The sequence below is a fragment of the Kitasatospora sp. NPDC101157 genome (assembly GCF_044768255.1).
Taxonomy (GTDB): Bacteria; Actinomycetota; Actinomycetes; order Streptomycetales; family Streptomycetaceae; genus Kitasatospora.
In genome coordinates this window covers 461-20430 of the sequence record NZ_JBIWPL010000040.1, presented here as the reverse complement: position 1 = coordinate 20430, position 19970 = coordinate 461, and the positions used below count along the sequence as shown (strand labels likewise).

Annotated in this window: 8 protein-coding genes; all 8 read left to right on the top strand. The window is 75.4% G+C overall.

Features of this window, described 5'->3' with window-relative positions; translation table 11 throughout:
* The first annotated feature begins 27 nt into the window (after positions 1-27).
* Positions 28-7815, top strand: a complete 7788-nt coding sequence (locus tag ACIRVF_RS40335; protein WP_402829570.1) for an amino acid adenylation domain-containing protein — start codon at positions 28-30, stop codon at positions 7813-7815.
* Complete coding sequence (locus ACIRVF_RS40330) at positions 7812-14963, top strand: amino acid adenylation domain-containing protein (RefSeq protein WP_402829568.1); 7152 nt, start codon at positions 7812-7814, stop codon at positions 14961-14963. Before ACIRVF_RS40335 ends, ACIRVF_RS40330 begins: the two co-directional genes overlap by 4 nt.
* A gap of 92 nt (positions 14964-15055) precedes the next feature.
* Positions 15056-15262 carry an MbtH family protein gene (locus tag ACIRVF_RS40325; RefSeq protein WP_402829566.1) on the top strand — a complete coding sequence of 69 codons (207 nt, stop codon included), beginning with the start codon at positions 15056-15058 and terminating at the stop codon, positions 15260-15262.
* A gap of 34 nt (positions 15263-15296) precedes the next feature.
* Positions 15297-15545, top strand: a complete 249-nt coding sequence (locus ACIRVF_RS40320) for an acyl carrier protein (RefSeq protein WP_396238202.1) — start codon at positions 15297-15299, stop codon at positions 15543-15545.
* Positions 15542-16774: a beta-ketoacyl-[acyl-carrier-protein] synthase family protein gene (locus tag ACIRVF_RS40315; RefSeq protein ID WP_402829564.1), complete on the top strand. Its 1233-nt coding sequence runs from the start codon at positions 15542-15544 to the stop codon at positions 16772-16774. Before ACIRVF_RS40320 ends, ACIRVF_RS40315 begins: the two co-directional genes overlap by 4 nt.
* Positions 16775-16915: 141 nt before the next feature.
* On the top strand, positions 16916-17944 hold the full coding sequence (locus tag ACIRVF_RS40310) for a beta-ketoacyl synthase N-terminal-like domain-containing protein (RefSeq protein WP_402829562.1): 1029 nt from the start codon (positions 16916-16918) through the stop codon (positions 17942-17944).
* Entirely contained in the window at positions 17941-18681 is a 741-nt protein-coding gene (gene fabG, locus ACIRVF_RS40305) for a 3-oxoacyl-ACP reductase FabG (RefSeq protein WP_402829560.1), read from the top strand. The genes ACIRVF_RS40310 and fabG overlap by 4 nt, the downstream gene beginning before the upstream one ends.
* Before the next feature lie 46 nt (positions 18682-18727).
* Positions 18728-19837 (top strand): methyltransferase, encoded by a 1110-nt coding sequence (locus ACIRVF_RS40300; RefSeq protein WP_402829558.1) that lies wholly within the window; start codon positions 18728-18730, stop codon positions 19835-19837.
* Positions 19838-19970 lie beyond the last annotated feature (133 nt).

Sequence of the window (19970 nt, the reverse complement as noted above, 5' to 3'; positions counted from 1 at the left end):
CGTCATGACGCGCGTCCGTTCGAAACAGTGCGTCCCGAAGAGCTTCCGCTGTCCGCCGCCCAGCGCGAGATGTGGTTCGCCCAGCAGCTCGACCCGGGCAATCCGGTGTTCACCATGGCGGACTGCCTGGAGCTGACCGGCCCGCTGGACCACGAGCGGTTACGGGCCGCCTGGCAGCGCGTGCAGAACCGCACCGAGGCGCTGCGGGTGCGCTTCGTCGAGCGCGACGGGCAGCCGGTGCAGCTCGTCGAGCCGCCCCACGAGCGCCCCCTCCCGGTGCTCGACCTGACCGGTGAGCCGGACCCGCTCGCCGCCGCCGAGGCGTTCCTGGACGCCGACCGGCGGCTCCCGTCCTCGCTCGGCCCCGACGCCTTCGCCGCCACCCTGCTGCTGATCGGCCCCCGACTGGCCTGGCTGCACGTGAAGGCCAACCACATCCTGGTGGACGGCTTCAGCAGGTCCCTGGTCTACGCGCGTCTCGCCGCCGAGTACGACCTGCCCGACGCCGAGCCGGCCGCCGACCCGACCCTCGCCGAGCTGCTCGCCGAGGAGGGCGAGTACCTCGCCTCCCCCGCCCACCAGCGCGACCGCGCCTACTGGGCCGAGCAGTTGGCCGACGGCATCGAGCCCACCGTGCTCTCCGCCCACCTCGGCGCGCCCGCCCGCAGCACCCTGCGCAGCACCGGCCTGATCCCGGCCGACACCGTCACCAGGCTGCAGGACGCCGCCTGGGCCGAGCGGGTCACCTGGCAGACCCTGCTGATCGGCGCCACCGCCGGCTGCCTGGCCCAGCTGGCCGGCACCGACCGGGTCGTGCTGACCCTCCCGGTCGCCGCCCGGACCACCCCGCTGGCGCAGTCCGTCCCCGGCATGCGCGCCAACTTCCTGCCGCTGCCGGTCGCCACCCACCCCGCGCTCGGTCGCGACGGCCTGCTCACCCAGGTCGCGGCCACCCTGCGCGGAACGCTGCGCCACCAGCGCCACCGCCACGACGAGATCCGCCGCGAGCTCGGACTGACCGGCGACGCCGGCCGCACCTTCGGCCCGACCGTCAACGTGCTGCAGACCGGCGGCGAGTTCGCCCTCGGCGACTGCCGCGCCCGGGTCCGCAACCTGTCCACCGGCCCCGTCCCGGACCTGCAGATCCTGTTCCTGGACAGCGGCGACGAGGGCTGCGAGCTGCGGATCGACGGGGACGCCGACCGCTACCCCCAGGAGCGCCTGGACCTCTTCCGCGACGCCCTGCTCGGCTACCTCACCGAGTTCGCCACCGTCTCCACCGAGCTGCCGGTCGGCCGGATCGCCGCCCTGCCGGCGGCCGAGCGCGAGCGCGTCCTGGCCGAGGGGAACGGCTACGGCCGGCAGCCCGAGGTCTTCACCGACGTGCTGCCCCGGATCCGCGAACTCGCCCTGGTCCGGCCCGGTGCGACCGCCGTCCAGGACGACGACGGCCGGCTCGACTACGCCGAACTGGTCGCCCGGGCCAGCGCCCTGTCCCGCCGGCTGGTCGCCGCGGGCGCCGGGCCGGACCGGCTGGTGGCCGTCGCCGCCGCCCCCGGGACCGGCTTCGTGACCGCCGTCCTCGGCGTGCTCGGCGCGGGCGCGGCCTGGCTGCCGCTGGACGTCCAGGCCCCGGCCGCCCGCGGCGCGGCGCTGGTCGAGGCGGCGGGCGCCGCCGTCCTGCTGCACGGCGAGGACCAGCGGCCGTACGTCGACGCCCTCCTCGGCGCGCTGCCCGGGCCGGTCCCGTCCGTCCTGGTGCTCGACGACGCCCGCGACGAGGAACTGCTGCCGACCGCCGGCGGCCCCGCCGAGCTGGCCTACGTCATCTACACCTCGGGCTCCACCGGCCGCCCCAAGGGCGCCATGGTGCACCGCGACGGCATGGTCAACCACCTGCTCGCCAAGCACGCCGACCTGGAGCTGTCCGAGGCCGACACCGTGGTGCACAACGCCCCGGTGACCTTCGACATCTCGGTCTGGCAGATGCTGAGCCCGCTGGTCGCGGGCGGACGGCTGCGGGTGGTCTCCCGCGAGCTCGCCGCCGACCCGGGCGCGCTGTTCGCGCTCGCCGACGCCGAGGGCGTCACCGTGCTGGAGGTCGTCCCCTCGCTGCTGCGCGCCGCCCTGGACTCCTGGGAGTCCGGCGCGCCGATGCCCCCGCTGTCCGGACTTCGCAAGCTGGTGGTCACCGGCGAGGCGATGCCCGCCGACCTGGCCCGGCGCTGGTTCGCGCTGCGCCCCGGCATCCCGCTGGTCAACGCCTTCGGGCCGACCGAGTGCTCGGACGACGTCACCCACGCCCTGATCGGCTCCCCCGCGGAGCTGGACTCGGTGCGTGCCCCGATCGGCCGCCCGGTCCGCGACACCCGGCTCTACGTCCTCGGCGACTCGCTGCAGCCCGTCCCGATGGGCCAGCCCGGCGAGCTGTACGTCGGCGGGCGCGGTGTCGGCCGCGGCTACCTGAACGACCCCCGGCGCACCGCCGGGGCCTTCCTCGCCGACCCCTTCAGCCCGCTGCCGGGCGCCCGGATGTACCGCACCGGCGACCGGGTGGTGCACCGGGCGGACGGCCAACTGGAGTTCCTGGAGCGGGTCGACCACCAGGTCAAGATCCGCGGCCACCGGATCGAGCCCGGCGAGGTCGAGGCCGCGCTGCGCGCCGTTCCCGGCGTCGCCGACGCGGTGGTCACCGTCGCCCGGGACCCCTCCGGCGGCGCCCGGCTGGTCGCCCACCTCGCCGGTGACGCCGACCCGGCCGCCGTCCGCGCCGAACTGGCCCGGGCACTGCCCGACTACATGGTCCCGGCCGTACTGGTGCCGATGGCGGCGCTGCCGCTGACCCCCAACGGCAAGGTGGACCGCAAGGCCCTTCCGGTGCCGGACTTCGGCGCGCTGCGCCGCGAGCGGCGGGCCCCGGCCACCGAGCGCGAGGCGCTGCTGTGCGCGCTGTTCGCCGAGGTGCTGGAGCTGGACGAGGTCGGCGCCGACGAGGACTTCTTCGCGCTCGGCGGACACTCGCTGCTGGCCGGCCGGGTGGTCACCGGGCTGCGTGCCCGGCTCGGCGTCGAGCTGCCGATCCGCACCCTGTTCGAGGCGCCCACCCCGTTCGCCCTGGCGCTCGCCCTGGACGGCGCCGAGCCGGCCCGGGAGGAGCTGGCGGCCGGCCCGCGGCCGGAGCGGATCCCGCTCTCCCCCGGGCAGCAACGGCTCTGGTTCCTCTCCCAGTTGGACGCCGCCGGCGCCACCTACCACCTCTCGCACGCGGTCCGGCTGACCGGCGCCCTGGAGCGGGCGGCGCTCGCCGAGGCGCTGGCCGACGTGGTCGCCCGGCACGAGAGCCTGCGCACGGTCTTCCCCGCCGAGGACGGGCGCCCGCACCAGCGGGTGCTGCCGGTCGGCGAGGCCGGGCCGGAGCTGCCGGTCGTGCCGTTCGCCGGCCGCCCGGCCGAGGAGCTGGACGCCGAGCTGGCCGCCCGGGCCGGCACGCCCTTCGACCTGGCCTCCGAACCGCCGCTGCGCGCGGTGCTGTTCGAGACCGGCGTCGAGGAGCACGTGCTGCTCCTGGTGCAGCACCACATCGCGGCGGACGGCTGGTCGGTGCGCCCGCTGGTCGAGGACCTCCGGGCCGCCTACCGCGCCCGGCTGGCCGGCGGCGCCCCGGACTGGGCCGAACTTCCCGTCCAGTACGCCGACTACACCCTCTGGCAGCGCCGACTGCTCGGCGAGCAGGACGACCCCGGATCGCTGATGTCACGCCAGCTCGACTACTGGGCCGACCAGTTGGCCGGCCTGCCGGAGGAACTGGCGCTGCCCGTCGACTTCCCGCGCCCGGCGGTGCCCAGCTACCGGGGCGCCACCGTGCCGCTGCGGCTGGACGCCCGGGCGCACCGCGCCCTGGCCGCGCTGGCCCGGGAGTCCGGCGCCAGTCCGTTCATGGTGGTGCAGGCGGCGCTGGCCGTGCTGCTCGGCAAGCTCGGCGCCGGTACGGACATCCCGCTCGGCACCCCGGTCGCCGGGCGCACCGCCCAGGCCCTGGACAGCCTGGTCGGCTTCTTCGTCAACACCCTGGTGCTGCGCACCGACCTCTCCGGCGACCCGTCCTTCCGCACCCTGGTCGGCCGGGCCCGGGAGACCGTCCTGGCCGCACTGGCCCACCAGGACGTGCCGTTCGAGAAGCTGGTCGACCGGCTCGGCGCAGGCCGCTCGCTGGCCCGCCAGCCGCTCTTCCAGGTGATGCTGGCCTTCCAGAACAACGCCGGGGCCCGCCCCGAGCTGCCCGGCCTGACCGCCGAGGTCAGCCCGGTCGGCACCGGGACGGCCAAGTTCGACCTGGCCTTCGAACTCGTCGAGCAGTACGACGGTTCGGGTGAGCCGGACGGCCTCACCGGCACCCTGGAGTACAGCACCGACCTGTTCACCGAGCGGACCGCCCGCGGCCTGGCGGACCGGCTGGCCCACCTGATCGGCCTGCTCACCGGCCGGCCCGACCGGCCGCTCAGCGGGCTCGACGCCCTGCTGCCCGAGGAGCGCGAGCTGCTGCTCGGCTCCTGGAGCGGGGCCGCGACGCCGACCACCGTCGGTGCCGTCCAGCTGCCCGCGCTGTTCCAGGCCCAGGCGCACCGCGCGCCCGAGCGGCCCGCGCTGCGCTGGTTCGAGGACGGCGCGGTGCGCGCCGAGGTCGGCTACGGCGAGCTGAACGAGCGCGCCAACCGGCTCGCCCACCACCTGATCGCCCTGGGCGCGGGCCCCGGACGGATCGTCGCCCTGGCGCTGCCGCGCACGGTCGACGCGGTCGTCGCGGTGCTCGCGGTCCTCAAGACGGGCGCGGCCTACCTGCCCGTCGACCCGGCGTACCCGCGCGAGCGGATCGCCTACCTGCTGGAGGACTCCGGTCCGCTGGCGGTGCTCAGCCACGGCTCGGTGGCCGGACGGCTTCCGGAGCAGGCGACCGCGCCGGTGCTGCTGCTGGACGACCCGGCGACCGCCGCCGCGATCGCCGACGCCCCCGCGCACGACCCCGAGGACGCCGAGCGGACCACCCCGCTGGGCCCGGACCACCCGGCGTACGTGATCTACACCTCGGGCTCCACCGGCCGCCCCAAGGGCGTGCTGGTGCCGCACCGGGCGGTGGCGGCGCTGGCCGCCGAGCACGACCGCTTCGGCGTCGGCGAGGGCACCCGGCTGCTCCAGTTCGCCTCGTTCAGCTTCGACGCCGCCGCCTGGGAGCTGCTCACCGCGCTGCTCAACGGCGCCGTCCTGGTGCTGGCCGCGGAGGCCGACCGGGCGCCCGGCGAGCCGCTCGCCCAGCTGGTCGCCGAGGCCGGCATCGAGGTGGTCTGCCTGCCGCCGACGGTGCTCGCCGCCTGGCCGGTCGGGCTGCCGATGCCCGAGGGGCTGACCCTCATCACGGCCGGCGAGGCCTGCCCGCCCGAGCTGGTGGAGCGCTGGTCCGCGGGCCGTCGGATGCTCAACGCGTACGGCCCGACCGAGACCACGGTCTGCGCCACGGTCAGCGAGCCGCTGGCCGGAGCGGTCAAGCCGCCGATCGGCCGGCCGCTGGCCGGCGCCCGGGTGTACGTGTTGGACGAGGCGCTGCGGCCCACCCCGCCCGGCGTGACCGGCGAGCTGTACGTGGCCGGCGCCGGGGTGGCCCTGGGCTACCTGCACCGGCCGGAGCTCACCGCCCAGCGCTTCACCGCCGACCCGTACGGCGCCGAGGACGACCGGATGTACCGCACCGGCGACCTGGTGCGCTGGACGGCCGACGGCCAGCTGGACTACGTGGGCCGGGTCGACGAGCAGGTCAAGCTGCGCGGCTTCCGGATCGAGCTCGGCGAGATCGAGACCGCGCTGCTCGCCCGGCCCGGCGTGGAGCAGGCCGCCGCGGTGGTCCGCGAGGACCGCCCCGGCGACAAGCGGCTGGTCGCCTACGTGACCCCGGCCGACCTGCCGGTCGGCGAGCTGCGGGCGGCGCTCGCGGCGGAGCTGCCCGACTACCTGGTGCCCTCCGCGTTCGTCCCGCTGGAGACCCTGCCGCTGACCGGCAACGGCAAGCTGGACCGCCGGGCGCTGCCCGCGCCCGACTACGCCGCCGCCTCCACCGGCCGGGCCCCGGCCGACGCCCGGGAGGCCGCGTTCTGCGCGGTCTTCGCCGAGGTGCTCGGACTGCCGGAGGTCGGCGCCGACAACGGGTTCTTCGACCTGGGCGGCGACAGCATCGTCTCCATCCAGCTGGTCAGCCGGGCCCGCGCGGCCGGGCTGGTGGTCACCGCGCAGGACGTCTTCACCCACCGGACCCCGGCGGCGCTGGCCGTGGTGGCCCGCGACGGCGGGGACGAGGGGGGCGTCGCCACGGTCGGCACCGAGGACGGCGTCGGCCCGATGGGGCAGCTGCCGATCGGGCACTGGCTGCGCGAACTCGGCGGACCGGTGGACGGCTTCCACCAGGCCGTCCTGGTCCGCACCCCGGCCGACGCCACCCGGGAATCGCTCACCGCGGCCCTCCAGGCGCTGCTGGACCACCACGACGGGCTGCGGATGCGGCTGCTGCCGGACTGGTCGCTGCTGGTCACCGAGCCCGGCACGGTCGAGGCCGCGGCGCTGCTGCGGACCCTCGACGGCCCGGCCGCCGACTGGCCCGCCGAAGCGGTCGCCGCCCGGCAGCGGCTGGCGCCCGGCGAGGGGGTCATGGTCCAGGCGTTGTGGCACCCCGCCGGCAGCGAGCTGCTGCTCACCCTGCACCACCTGGTGGTGGACGGGGTGTCCTGGCGGGTGCTGCTGCCCGACCTGGCCGCGGCGCACGCGTCCGTCCTGGCGGGCGAGCCGGTCCGGCTGCAGCCGGTCGGCACCTCGCTGCGGCACTGGTCCGGACTGCTGGAGCGGACCGCGGGCACGCCCGAACTGCAGGCCCAACTCGACTGGTGGCGCACCGAGTCGGCCGGCGAGGAGGCCCCGTTGGGCCACCGGCCCGCCGACCCGGCGGTGGACACCTTCGCCACCGCCCGTACGCTGCACCGCACCCTGGACGGCGACACCACGGCGGCGCTGCTCACCGAGGTCACCGGGGCGTTCCACGCCGAGGTGAACGACGTACTGCTGACCGCCCTGGCCCTCGCCGTCGCGGACTGGCGGCGGCGCACCGGACGGCCGCAGGGGCCGGTGCCGGTCGAGCTGGAGGGCCACGGGCGCGAGGAGTTCGCGCCCGGCGTGGACCTGTCCCGCACGGTCGGCTGGTTCACCACCGCCTACCCGCTGCGGCTGCACCCCGGCCCGGTGGACCTGGCCGAGGCACTGGCCGGCGGCCCGGCCGCCGGACACAGCCTCAAGCTGGTCAAGGAGCACCTGCGGATGGTGCCCGCGCACGGGCTCGGCTGGGGCCAACTGCGGTACCTGGCCGGCGCGGAGACGCTGTCCGGGACGGCCCGGCCGCAGCTGGGCTTCAACTACCTGGGCCGGATGCCCGCGCCCACCGGCGAGGACTGGTCGCTGACCGAGCAGTCCGCCGCCCTGGCCGCCGGGGCCGATCCGGAGATGCCGCTGCCGCACGTCCTGGACGTCAACGCGGTGACCGAGGACGGCCCGGACGGCCCGCGGCTCAGCGCCCGCTGGACCTGGGCCGGCCAGGCGCTGGCGCAGGCCGACGCCGAGGACCTGGCCGAGAGCTGGTTCCAGGCCCTGCGGGCCCTGGTGCGGCACACCCGGGAGCCCGGCGCCGGCGGCTGGACGCCGTCCGACCTCGACCTGGTGGCACTCAGCCAGGACGAGATCGACGAATTCGAGGACGAGATGGACGACTGGGGGGACGAGCTGTGACCACGGCCTCGGCCGAGCCCCGCGCCGGGCGACGACCCGGACGGAGCTCCAATCTGAGCGACATCCTGCCGGTGGCACCGCTGCAGGAAGGGCTGATGTTCCACGCGCAGTACCACCGCGAGGAACTCGACGTCTACACCGTGCAGTTGGTGATGGACCTGGCCGGAGAGCTGGCCCCGGCGCGGCTGCGCGCCGCGGTCACCGCCCTGCTGGAGCGCCACCCCAACCTGCGGGCGGCCTTCCGCTACCGCAAGAACGGCGACCCGGTGCAGGTCGTGCCGCGCGAGGTCGCGCTCGACTGGCGGGAGCTGGACCTGCGGGACGCCGCCGACGCCGCCCGGGAGAGCGAGGCCCTTTCCGAGCACGACCGGCTGCGGCCCTTCGACCTGGCCCGCCCGCCGCTGCTGCGCTTCAGCCTGCTGCGGCTCGGCGAGCGGGAGCACCGCCTGGTGCTGACCGCCCACCAGATCCTCTTCGACGGCTGGTCGATGCCGATCGTGGTGCGCGAGCTGTTCGCCTGCTACGCCGACCGCGGTGTCTCGCTGCCGCGCCCCGCCCCGTACAAGTCCTACCTGGCCCACCTGGCCCGGCAGGACAAGGCGGCGGCCGAGGCGGCCTGGACGGCCGCGCTCGACGGCTTCACCGAGCCCACCCGGCTGTCCGGCGCGACCGCCGGCGGCGAGTCCGCCCGGCGCGGCATGCCCGGTGAGCACGCCGTCGAGCTGGACGAACGGGAGTTCGCCGCGCTCACCGGCTGGGCCCGCAGCCGCGGCCTGACCGTCAACACCGTGGTGCAGGGCGCCTGGGCCACCGTGCTGGGCACCCTGACCGGACTGCGCGACATCGTCTTCGGCGGCACCGTCTCGGGCCGCCCCCCGGAGCTGCCCGGGGTCGAGGGCATGGTCGGGCTGTTCATCAACACCCTCCCGGTGCGGGTCGACCTGAACCCGGCGCAGAGCTTCACCGAGCTGCTGTCCGCCCTGCAGGACCGCCAGTCCGTCCTGCTGCCGCACCAGCACCTGGGCCTCAACACCATCCAGCGCCTGGCCGGGGTCGGCGACCTCTTCGACAGCGTGCTGGTCTTCGAGAACTACCCGCTCGACCCGAAGGCGCTGGCCGGCGAGGTCGCCGGGCTGCGGCTGACCGGCCTGCGGGCCGGCGACGCCAACCACTACCCGCTCAGCCTGATGGCCCTGCCCGGCGAGCGGCTGCGGCTCCAGGTCGGCTACGACACCGCCCGGTTCACCCCGGCCGAGGCCGCCGTCGTCGCCGAGCGGCTGCTGCACGTGCTGCGCACCGCCCAGGCCGAGCCGGACCGCCCGCTCGGGCAGCTGGACCTGCTGCTGCCCGGCGAGCGCAGCCGGCTGGCCGTCACCGCCCCGGAGCCGGCCGAGACCGACCCCTGGACGGACGTGGTGGCGCGGGTCCAGGAGTTCGCCCGCACCGTCCCGGACGCCGTCGCCGTCTCCGACGGCACGGAGCGGCTGACCTACCGCGAGCTGGCCGGCCGGGCCGGCGCCGTGTCCCGGGCGCTGCTCGACGCGGGCGCCGGGACCGGACCGGTCGGCGTGCTGGCCCGGCCCGGCTGCGGCTTCGTCACCGCCGTCCTCGGCGTGCTCGGCGCGGGCGCGGCCTGGCTGCCGCTGGACGTCGCCGCGCCGGTCAGGCGCGGTGCCGTGCTGGCCGCCGAGGCGCACGTCAGCGCCCTGCTGGTCGGCCCGGACGAGCGCGCCACGGCCGCCGAGCTGCTGGCCGGGGCCGGGCTGGACGTCCCGGTGCTGGAGCTGGGCACGGCCGTCGCCGAGGAGCCTCCGGCCCCGCGCGGCGCCGGCGACGACCTGGCGTACGTCATCTTCACCTCGGGCTCCACCGGCCGCCCCAAGGGCGCCATGGTGCACCGGGCGGGCATGGTCAACCACCTGTTCGCCAAGATCGACGACCTGGAGCTGGACGGGCGGACCGTGCTGGTCCACAACGCCCCGGTCACCTTCGACATCTCGGTCTGGCAGATGCTCTCCGCACTGGTCGTCGGCGGACGGCTGCGGGTCACCGGCCGGGAGCTCGCCGCCGACCCGCAGGCGCTCTTCGGCCTGGTCGCCCCCGAGGGCGTCACCGTGCTGGAGGTCGTCCCCTCGCTGCTCCGGGCCGCCCTGGACAGCTGGGACGACGGCGCCGAGCCGCCCGTGCTGGACGGCCTGCGCAAGCTGGTGGTCACCGGCGAGGCACTGCCCGCCGATCTGGCCCACCGCTGGTTCGCCCGCTACCCGGCGATCCCGCTGGTCAACGCGTACGGCCCGACCGAGTGCTCGGACGACGTGACGCACGCCGTGATCGGCTCCCCCGCGGAGCTGGACTCGGTGCGCGCCCCGATCGGCCGGGCGGTGCGCGGCACCGGACTGTACGTCCTGGACGACGCGCTGCGCCCGGTGCCGGACGGCGTCCCCGGCGAGCTGTACGTGGGCGGGCGCGGCGTCGGCCGCGGCTACCTGGACCAGCCCGGCCGCACCGCCTCGGTGTTCGTCGCCGACCCGTTCAGCCCGCTGCCGGGCGCCCGGATGTACCGCACCGGCGACCGGGTGATCCGCCGGCCGGACGGCCAGCTGGAGTTCCTGGAGCGGGTCGACCACCAGGTCAAGATCCGCGGCCACCGGATCGAGCCCGGCGAGGTCGAGGCCGCGCTGCGCTCGATCGAGCGGATCGGCGACGCGGTGGTGGTGGTCCGCCACGGCGGGGCCGGCGACGCCCGGCTGGTCGGCTACGTCACCGGCGACCTCGACCCGGCCTGGGGCCGGGCGGCGGCCGCCGCGATCCTGCCCGAGTACATGGTGCCCTCCGCCCTGGTGGTGCTGGACGCCCTGCCGCTGACCCCCAACGGCAAGGTGGACCGCAAGGCGCTGCCCGAGGTCGACCTCGCCGCGTCGTCCGGCCGGGGCCCGCGGACGCCGCAGGAGGAGGTGCTGTGCGCCGCCTTCGCCGAGGTGCTGGACCTTCCGAAGGTCGGCATCGACGAGGACTTCTTCCAGCTCGGCGGCCACTCGCTGCTCGCCACCCGGCTGGTCAGCCGGGTGCGCACGCTGCTCGGCGCCGAACTGCCGATCCGCGCCCTGTTCGACGCGCCCACCGTGGCCGCGCTGGCCGGGCGGCTCACCCAGGACGCCGACCGCCCCGCGCTGACCGCCGGGGAGCGCCCGGAGCTGCTGCCGCTGTCCTACGCCCAGCAGCGGCTCTGGTTCCTGGACCGGCTGGAGGGCCCGTCCGCCACCTACAACCTGCCCTGGACGCTGCGGCTGCGCGGCCCGCTGGACCGTGCGGCGCTGACCGCCGCGCTGACCGACGTGGTCGAGCGGCACGAGAGCCTGCGCACCGTCTTCCCGGACCGCGACGGACTGCCGTACCAGCAGGTCCTGCCGGTCGAGCAGGCCGCCGTCGGACTGCCGGTCCGCGAGCTCGACGAGTCCGAACTCACCTCTGCCGCGGAGGAGTTCGCCACCGGCAGCTTCGACCTGGCGAACCGGCCGCCGATCCGGGCCACGCTGCTCGCGGCCGGCCCGGAGGACCACCTGCTGGTCGTGGTGATCCACCACATCGCCGGTGACGGCTGGTCCAACGGCCCGCTCGCCCGCGACCTCTCCACCGCCTACGCCGCCCGGCTGGCCGGCCGCGCGCCCGCCTGGACGCCGCTGCCCGTGCAGTACGCCGACTACGCGCTCTGGCAGCGCGAGCTGCTCGGCGAGGAGGGCGACCAGGAGTCCGTCATCGCGCGCCAGATCACCTACTGGAAGGAGCAGTTGGCCGGTCTGCCGGAGGAGCTGCAGCTGCCGGTGGAGAGCCCCCGGCGGGCCACCGCCGGCTACCGCGGCGACAGCGTCCGCTTCGCCGTCCCGGCCGAACTGCACCACCGGGCGGTCGCGCTGGCCCGGCAGAGCGGGGCGAGCCTGTTCATGGTGCTCCAGGCCGCTCTGGCCACCCTGTACGGCAAGCTCGGCGCGGGCGAGGACATCCCGCTCGGCACCCCGATCGCCGGTCGCACCGACGACGCGCTGGACGACCTGGTCGGCATGTTCGTCAACACCCTGGTGCTGCGCACCGACCTGTCCGGCGCGCCGACCTTCCGCGAACTGCTGGACCGGGTCAAGGCCACCGACCTGGCCGCGTACGCCCACCAGGACCTGCCGTTCGAGAAGCTGGTCGACGCCCTCGGCCCCGAGCGCGCCCCGGCCCGCAACCCGCTGTTCCAGACCCTGCTGGCGCTGCACAACAACGCCTCCGCCCGGCTGGAGCTGCCCGGGATCACCGCCGAGGCGGGCGCTGCCGAGCTGGGCGTGGCCCGGCTCGACCTCTGCTTCGAACTCGCCGAGGTCTCCGGACCGGACGGCCCCGGCGGGCTGGAGGGGCGGCTGGAGTACAGCACCGACCTGTTCAGCGCGGCCGGCGCCCAGCGGCTCGCCGACCGGCTGGTGCACCTGCTGGGCGTCCTGGTCGACCAGCCGGACCGGCCGATCGGCACCGCCCCGGTGCTGCTGCCCGGCGAGCAGGAGGAGCTGCTGGCCCTCGGGGCCGGCGCCCCCGCCCGGGGCGACGGGCAGCCGCTCGCCGCCCTGCTGGAGGCCACCGCGGACGCCCACCCGGACGCGACCGCGCTCGAACACGCCGACCAGCGGCTCGACTTCGCCGAGCTGCACCGCCGGGCCAACCGGCTCGCCCGCGTCCTGGTCGACCAGGGCGCGGCGCCGGACCGGCTCGTGGCGATCGCGCTGCCGCGCTCGGTCGACCTGGTGGTGGCCGCCCTCGCGGCGGTCAAGTCCGGGGCCGCCTACCTGCCGATCGACCCGTCCTACCCGGCCGACCGGATCGCCGGGATGGCCAAGGACGCCCGGCCGGTACTGACCGTGACCCTGACCGGGGTGGCCGCGGCCGTCCCCGGCCTCGACAACGGCCGACTCCTGCTGCTGGACGACCCGGCCACCCGAGCGCTGGTCGACGGCCAGGCCGCGGACCACCTGCGCCCGGCCGAACTGGCCGCGCCGGTAAGGCCCGAGCACAGCGGGTACGTCATCTACACCTCGGGCTCCACCGGCCGCCCCAAGGGCGTCGTGGTCCCGCGCGGAGCCCTGGTCAACCACCTGTACGACCTCACCGAGCGGGTCGGCCTGGCCCCCGGGCGCACCCTGCTGGCCGTCACGACCTTCGGGTTCGACATCGCCAACCTGGAGCTGTTCGGCCCGCTGCTCAGCGGCGCCCGGCTGGTGCTCGCCCCGCACGACACCGTCCGCGACCCGGAGCTGCTGGCCGAGCTGACCCTCGCCACCGGGGCGGACGTCATGCAGGCCACCCCGACGCTGTGGCACGCGCTGGTCACCGCCCGGCCCGACGCGCTGGCCGGGGTGCACGTGATGACCGGCGGCGAGGCCCTCAGCCCGGCCCTGGCGGCGGCGCTGACCGGCGCCGCGGCGAAGGTCAGCAACCTGTACGGCCCGACCGAGACCACCATCTACTCGGTCGGCGTCGACCTGGCGCCCGACCACACCGGCACCCCGCCGATCGGCCGCCCGCTGGCCGGCAACCAGGCCCTGCTGCTGGACTCCGAGCTGCGCCCGGTGCCGCCGGGCGTGGTCGGCGAGCTCTACCTGGCCGGCGCAGGCCTCGCCCGGGGCTACCTGGACCGCCCCGGCCTGACCGCCGAACGCTTCACCGCCGACCCGTACGGGCCGCCCGGCTCGCGGATGTACCGCACCGGGGACCTCGCCCGCTGGCGGCCGGACGGCTCGATCGACTACCTCGGCCGGGTCGACCACCAGGTGAAGATCCGCGGCTTCCGGATCGAACTCGGCGAGGTCGAGGCGGTGCTGACGGACCATCCGCTGGTCGAACGCGCCTCGGTGACCGACCGGGAGGACTCCCCCGGCGAGCGCCGGCTGGTCGCCTACCTGGTGCCCGCCGGCCCCGAGCGGCCCGAACCCGCGGCGCTGCGCGCCCACGTGGCGGCCGTACTGCCGGAGTACATGCTCCCGGCCGCGTACGTCCCGCTGGAGGCCCTGCCGCTCACCCCGAACGGCAAGGTGGACCGCAAGGCGCTGCCCGCACCGGGGGCCGACGACCGGGCGGTGGCCCGATCGGACGGCCGCGCGCCCAGCGGACCGGTGGAGCTCGCGCTCAGCCGGGTGTTCGCCGAGGTGCTCGGCCTGGACCGGGTCGGTGCCGAGGACGGCTTCTTCGAGCTGGGCGGCGACAGCCTGAAGTCCATCCAGCTGGTCAGCCGGGCCCGCGCGGCCGGGCTGGAGCTCACCCCGGCCGACGTCTTCGCGCACCGCACCGTGGCCGGGCTGGCCCTGGTGGCCGGCACCGCCGAGGGCACCGGCGTGCCGGAGGACCCGTTCGCGCCCGTCCTGGCGATCCGGCCGACCGGCACCCGCCGTCCGCTGTTCTGCGTGCACGGCGCGGTCGGGCTCGGCTGGCCCTTCCTGACCCTCGCCGCGGAAATTGACGCGGACATTCCCGTGTACGCTTTCCAGTCGGGCGGCGTGCGCTCCCCGGAAAAGCTCCCGGAGTCCGTCCGGGAAATCGCCGGAAAATACCTCGGCGAAATGCTGGAAATCCAGCCGCAGGGGCCCTATCGTATTCTCGGCTGGTCGTTCGGAGGGCTCGTCGCCCACGAGATCGCGGTCCAGCTGCAGGCCCGCGGCGAACAGGTCGAACTGCTCGCCGACCTGGACGGCTACCCCGGCAGCGGCTCGCCCGCCGAGGACGTGCCGGACGACCGGGCCGTCCTGGCCGAACTGCTCCAGCGGGCCGGCCTCCCCGGCGAGGGCCCGGTCGACCCGGGCGCCGCCCGCGAGCGCCTCGCCGAGGCCGGCAACGCGCTCGCGGAGCTGGACGAGACCGAGCTGACCAGGCTGCTCGGGGTGATCCGCACCCACAGCCTGCTGGGCGAGGCCCACCGCCCCGGCCGCTACCAGGGCGACCTGCTCCTGTTCGCGGCCACCCGCGGCGTCGCCCCGGGCGACCCGGACGAGGAGTCCTGGCGGGAGCACGTGACCGGCCGGATATTCCGGCACCCGGTCGACAGCGACCACGACTCGATGCTCGAACCGGCCCCGGCCGCATTCATCGGAAAGACCCTGTCGGCCACCCTGCGAAAGTCGGACTGAAAACAGGCGGCGACCGCCCCGGACAATTCCGCCCCGGGGCCGCCGCGCCCGGCGAGAAGCCAATTCCCGGGAATTCCGAAAGGACCAGAATCATGAGCAACCCGTTCGACGACGAGCAGGGCACCTTCATCGTGCTCGCCAACCACGAGAACCAGCACAGCCTGTGGCCCGCCTTCGCCGAGGTCCCGGCCGGCTGGCGGACCGTGAAGGGCGCGAGCACCCGGCAGGAGGCGCTCGACCACATCGAGCGCACCTGGACCGACCTGCGGCCGCAGAGCCTGATCGACGCAACCGCCTGAGCACCACCCACCCAACACCACTGAGGAGCACACCATGAGCGCTGTCGCCATCGACGAGGCCAAGGTCCGCGAGATCGTCGCCGACTGCCTCGACCTCGAAGTCGAGGAGCTGACCCTGACCGACCACTTCATCGACCACTACGGCGCCGACTCGCTGAACGCCATCGAGGTCCTCGCCCGCCTGGAGAAGGAGTTCAACGTCACCATCCCGCAGGAGGAGCTGGCCAACATGGTCAACCTGTCCGCCGTGCTGGAGGTCCTGTCCCGGGCGAACGCGCGATGACCGAGCCCCAGCGCGTGGTGGTGACCGGCATCGGCGTCCTGTCGAGCATCGGCAACGGCGTCGAGGAGTTCACCTCGGCCCTGCGCGAAGGCCGCTGCGGCGCCGGGCCGATCACCAGCTTCGACACCACCGGCTTCCTGCGGACCTTCGGCCACGAGGTCGACGGCTTCGAGCCGGAGAAGTGGATCCACCACCTCCCGGTCGAACAGCTCGGCCGCGCCACCCAGTTCGCCGTCGCGGCGGCCCGGATGGCCGTCCAGGACGCCGGCCTCGGCGAGCAGGAGCTCGCCGGGCTGCGCGCCCAGGTCACCGTCGGCACCACCGACGGCGAGGCCGCCGAACTCGACAAGATGATGGCCGAGTCGGTGGGGAAGGGACCGGACCACCCGGCGGACCAGCTGATGGCCGGTCGACTGCCGTCCCACCAGCTGGCCCTGGCCATCGCCCGGGAGCTCCGGCTCCCCCGGGCGGTCCCGACCGTCCTGGGGACCGCCTGCGCGGCCGGCAACTACGCGATCGGCGACGGCTTCGACGCCGTCCGCGGCGGCGAGGCGGACATCGCCGTCGTCGGCGGCGCGGACGCGATCTGCCGCCGCACCTTCGCCGGGTTCAGCCGGCTCGGCCTGGTCTCCTCCGACTTCTGCCGTCCGTTCGACGCCGACCGGGAGGGACTGCTCACGGCCGAGGGCGCGGGGGTCCTCGTCCTGGAGACCCTGGAGTCCGCCCGGCGCCGCGGCGCCCGCATCTACGCCGAGCTGCTCGGCTACGGGCTCAACTGCGACGCCCACCACCCGACCGCACCCGACCAGGCCAGCGTCGCCCGCTGCATGGAGCTGGCGCTCGCCGACGCCGGGGTCAAGGCGAACGAGGTGGACCTGGTCTCCGCCCACGGCACCGGCACCCCCACCAACGACATCACCGAGACCCGCGCCATCCGCGAGGTCTTCGGCGACACCCCGCCGCGCACCGTCGCCCTCAAGGCGATGCTCGGCCACTCGATGGGCGCGGCGAGCGCGCTCGGCGCGGCCGCCTCGGCGCTCGCGCTGGCCCACGGGTTCATCCCGCCCACGGTCAACCACCGCACCACCGACCCCCAGTGCCAGATCGACTGCGTGCCCAACCACTCCGTCCCCGCGGACCTCCGGGTGGTGGTCAACAACGGCCTGGCCTTCGGCGGCAACAACGCCTCCGTCGTCCTGGGGCGCCACGACGAGGAGCACAGCCGATGAGCGAGCGAGTCATCAAGAGGAGCGCGCGGGCGAATGCCCTCGCCGAGCACAGCGAGGCGGGCGCATGAGCGAGCGCAGCGAGCGAATCATCAAGAGGAGCGCGTGGGCGAATGCCCTCGCCGAGCACAGCGAGGCGGGCGCATGAGTCCCAGCACCATCCACCGGGATGCGCCGCTGATCACCGCGTGGTCCGCCGTCTCCCCGTTCGGCCTCGGCCGCGACGCGTTCGCGGCCGGGGTCGGCCGGGGGGAGCCGGCCCACGAGGTGCCCGACTTCGACACCCGCAAGGTGCTCGGCAAGGCCGGCACCCGTACCTTCGACCGGGCCACCGGCCTGGCCGTCACCGCCGTCCGCGAGCTGCTCGACGAGGCCGAGGCCGCGCAGAGCCCGATCGCCACCGGCGGCGGCACCGCCCTCGTCCTCGGCACCACCCTCGGCAGCGCCCACAGCTCCGCCGGGTTCAGCCGGGCCTCCTTCGAGGGCGACAAGCCCTACGACGTGCCGGCCCAGCTGATGCCGAACGTGCTGATGAACGGACCGGCCGCGGCCACCGCCATCCGCTTCGACCTCAAGGGCCCCAACACCACCCTGGCCGGAGGCGCCGCGGGTGGCCTGCTCGCCCTCGGCTACGCCCGCCGCCTGCTGGCGGCCGACCGCGCCGAACGCGCCGTGGTCGGCGCGGTGGAGGAGCAGTCGACCACCCGCGAGTGGCTGGCCGGCGACACCGCGCAGCCCCTCGGCGAGGGCAGCGTCGTCCTGCTGATGGAGACCGCCAGGACGCTGCCGCCCGGCCGCCGGGTACTGGCCGAACTGCTCTCCCTGGACGTCCGGCTGGACCTCGACGACGACCCGGCACAGGCCCTCGCCGACGTCGTCCGCGAGGCCCTCGACCAGGCCGGCGCGACCCCCGACGAGGTCTGGGCCGCGGCCGTCACCGGGCAGCCGGCCCGCGACCGGCTCGCCGAGCTGGTCGGCGCCGAGGCCGTCGACCGGGTCCCCGCCCTGCTCGGCGACACCGGCTCCGCCGGGACCGTCTTCTCCCTCACCACCGTGCTGTCCCTGGCCGAGAACGACCCCACCGCTACCGGCCGGGTCGCCGTGATCGCCTCGCTGGACCACCAGGGCCTGGCCGCCTGCGCCGTCCTGCGCCTCACCGGCGGTGACCGATGAGCGCCCCCGGCACCGCCCTGATCAGCGGCGGCTCCCGCGGCATCGGCAAGGCGGCCGCCCTGCGGCTGGCCGCCGAGGGCTACGCGATCAGCTTCTGCTACCAGTCCGACCAGCAGGCCGCCGACCTCCTCACCAAGGAGCTCGACGCCCTCGGCGTGGGCGCCCTGGCCGAACGGGTGGACGTCACCGACGCCCCCGCCGTCCGCGCCTGGGTCGCCCGCACCGAGCAGGAACTCGGCCCGATCACCGTCGCCGTCGCCAGCGCCGGGATCACCCGCGACAAGCCGCTCCTCCTGATGGCCGACGAGGACTGGCGGGCCGTCACCGACACCAACCTCACCGGCACCGCCAACGTCTGCCGTGCGGTGGCCTTCCCGATGGTCAAGCGCCGCGCGGGCTCGATCATCACGCTCTCCTCGGTCTCCGGTGTCTACGGGAACCCCGGCCAGAGCAACTACGCGGCCTCCAAGGCCGGCATCATCGCGCTCACCCGCGCCCTGGCCAAGGAGGTCGGCCGCTACGGCGTCCGGGTCAACGCGGTGGCCCCTGGCATGATCGAGACCGACATGACCTCGGTGCTCACCGACGCCCAGCGCACCGAGGCCCTCAAGAACATCCCGCTCGGCCGGTTCGGCACGGCGGACGAGGTGGCCGACTCGGTCGCCTTCCTGGCGGGCCCGCAGTCCGCCTACTTCACCGGCTCGGTCCTGCAGATCGACGGCGGCATCGTCCTGTGATCCGACGCACCAGACGTGCCGTCAACTTCGACTAGGAGAAACGACCATGACCATTCCCGCCGTGCGCACCTTCGACAACCACACCCCGCTCGTCGACACCGAGCTGCTCCCCGGCCGCGGCACCGGCGTCAACGCCGCCCACCGGATGTACGAGCACCTCATCGGCATCTGGGCCACCGGCGTCATCGAGGCCGCCCACGACCTCGGCGCCTTCACCGCCCTGATCAGCGGCCCGGCCACCGCCGGCGAGCTGTCCAGCAAGCTCGGCACCGACCTGCGCGCCACCCGCGTCCTGCTCGACGGCCTGGCCGCCTACGACGTGGTCGAGCGCAGCCGCGCGGCGGACGGCCAGGCCGTCTACACCCTGCCCCCGGAGATGCACGACATATTCGCCCCCGAGGGCCTGTACAGCCTGGTCGGCAAGATCCGGCACGACCGCAACGTCGCCTGGAACGCCTGGCGCAACCTCGCCACCAACGTCCGCACCGGCGCCCGCAACTCCGAGGGCTCCCAGCAGCTCAACCAGATCTCCGAGGAGGACTACACCTCCCTCGTCCGCGGCATCAACTTCTGGGCCCCGCCGATCGCCTCCACCCTCGCCACGGCCCTGCGCGAGCAGGGCTGGACCGACGGCACCGGCCGCACTCTGCTGGACGTCGGCTGCGGCACCGGCATCTACAGCCAGCTCCTCCTCCAGGAGTTCAGCGGCCTCAACGCCCGCGCCCTGGACGCCGAGCGGATCATCCCGATCGCCAACGCCCAGGCCCACCGCCTCGGCGTGGCCGACCGCTTCAGCCCCGAGGTCGTCGACTTCTGGGCCGACGACTGGGGCACCGGTGTCGACGTCGCCCTCTTCGTCAACATCTTCCACCTGCAGACCCCGGAGTCCGCCCGCGAGCTCCTCCTCCGCTCCGCCAAGGCCCTCACCGAGGACGGCGTGATCGCCATCGCCGACCACATCGTCGACGAGGACAGCACCGACGGCAACACCCAGAACCGCTTCTTCCGCCTCTTCGCCGCCTCCATGCTCGCCACCGGCGGTGGCGACGCCTTCACCGTCCAGGACTACGACCAGTGGCTCGCCGACGCCGGCCTGCGCCGCGTCGCCCTGCTCGACACCCCCATGCACCGCCTCCTCCTGGTCAAGCACGCCTGATCCGCCCCCTCTCCCCACCCCCTCGCCGGCCCCCCCCCCCCCCCCGGGGGGGGGGGGGGGGGCCCCCCCCCCCGGCCCCCCCGGCCCCCCCCCCCCCCCCCCGGGGGCCGCCCCCCCCCCCCCCCCCCCCCCC

Bases quoted from the DNA above. Each gene is read 5' to 3' on its own strand.
- ACIRVF_RS40310 (WP_402829562.1), top strand. From the start codon at position 16,916: ATGAGTCCCAGCACCATCCACCGGGATGCGCCGCTGATCACCGCGTGG.
- ACIRVF_RS40320 (WP_396238202.1), top strand. From the start codon at position 15,297: ATGAGCGCTGTCGCCATCGACGAGGCCAAGGTCCGCGAGATCGTCGCC.
- fabG (WP_402829560.1), top strand. From the start codon at position 17,941: ATGAGCGCCCCCGGCACCGCCCTGATCAGCGGCGGCTCCCGCGGCATC.
- ACIRVF_RS40300 (WP_402829558.1), top strand. From the start codon at position 18,728: ATGACCATTCCCGCCGTGCGCACCTTCGACAACCACACCCCGCTCGTC.
- ACIRVF_RS40315 (WP_402829564.1), top strand. From the start codon at position 15,542: ATGACCGAGCCCCAGCGCGTGGTGGTGACCGGCATCGGCGTCCTGTCG.
- ACIRVF_RS40325 (WP_402829566.1), top strand. From the start codon at position 15,056: ATGAGCAACCCGTTCGACGACGAGCAGGGCACCTTCATCGTGCTCGCC.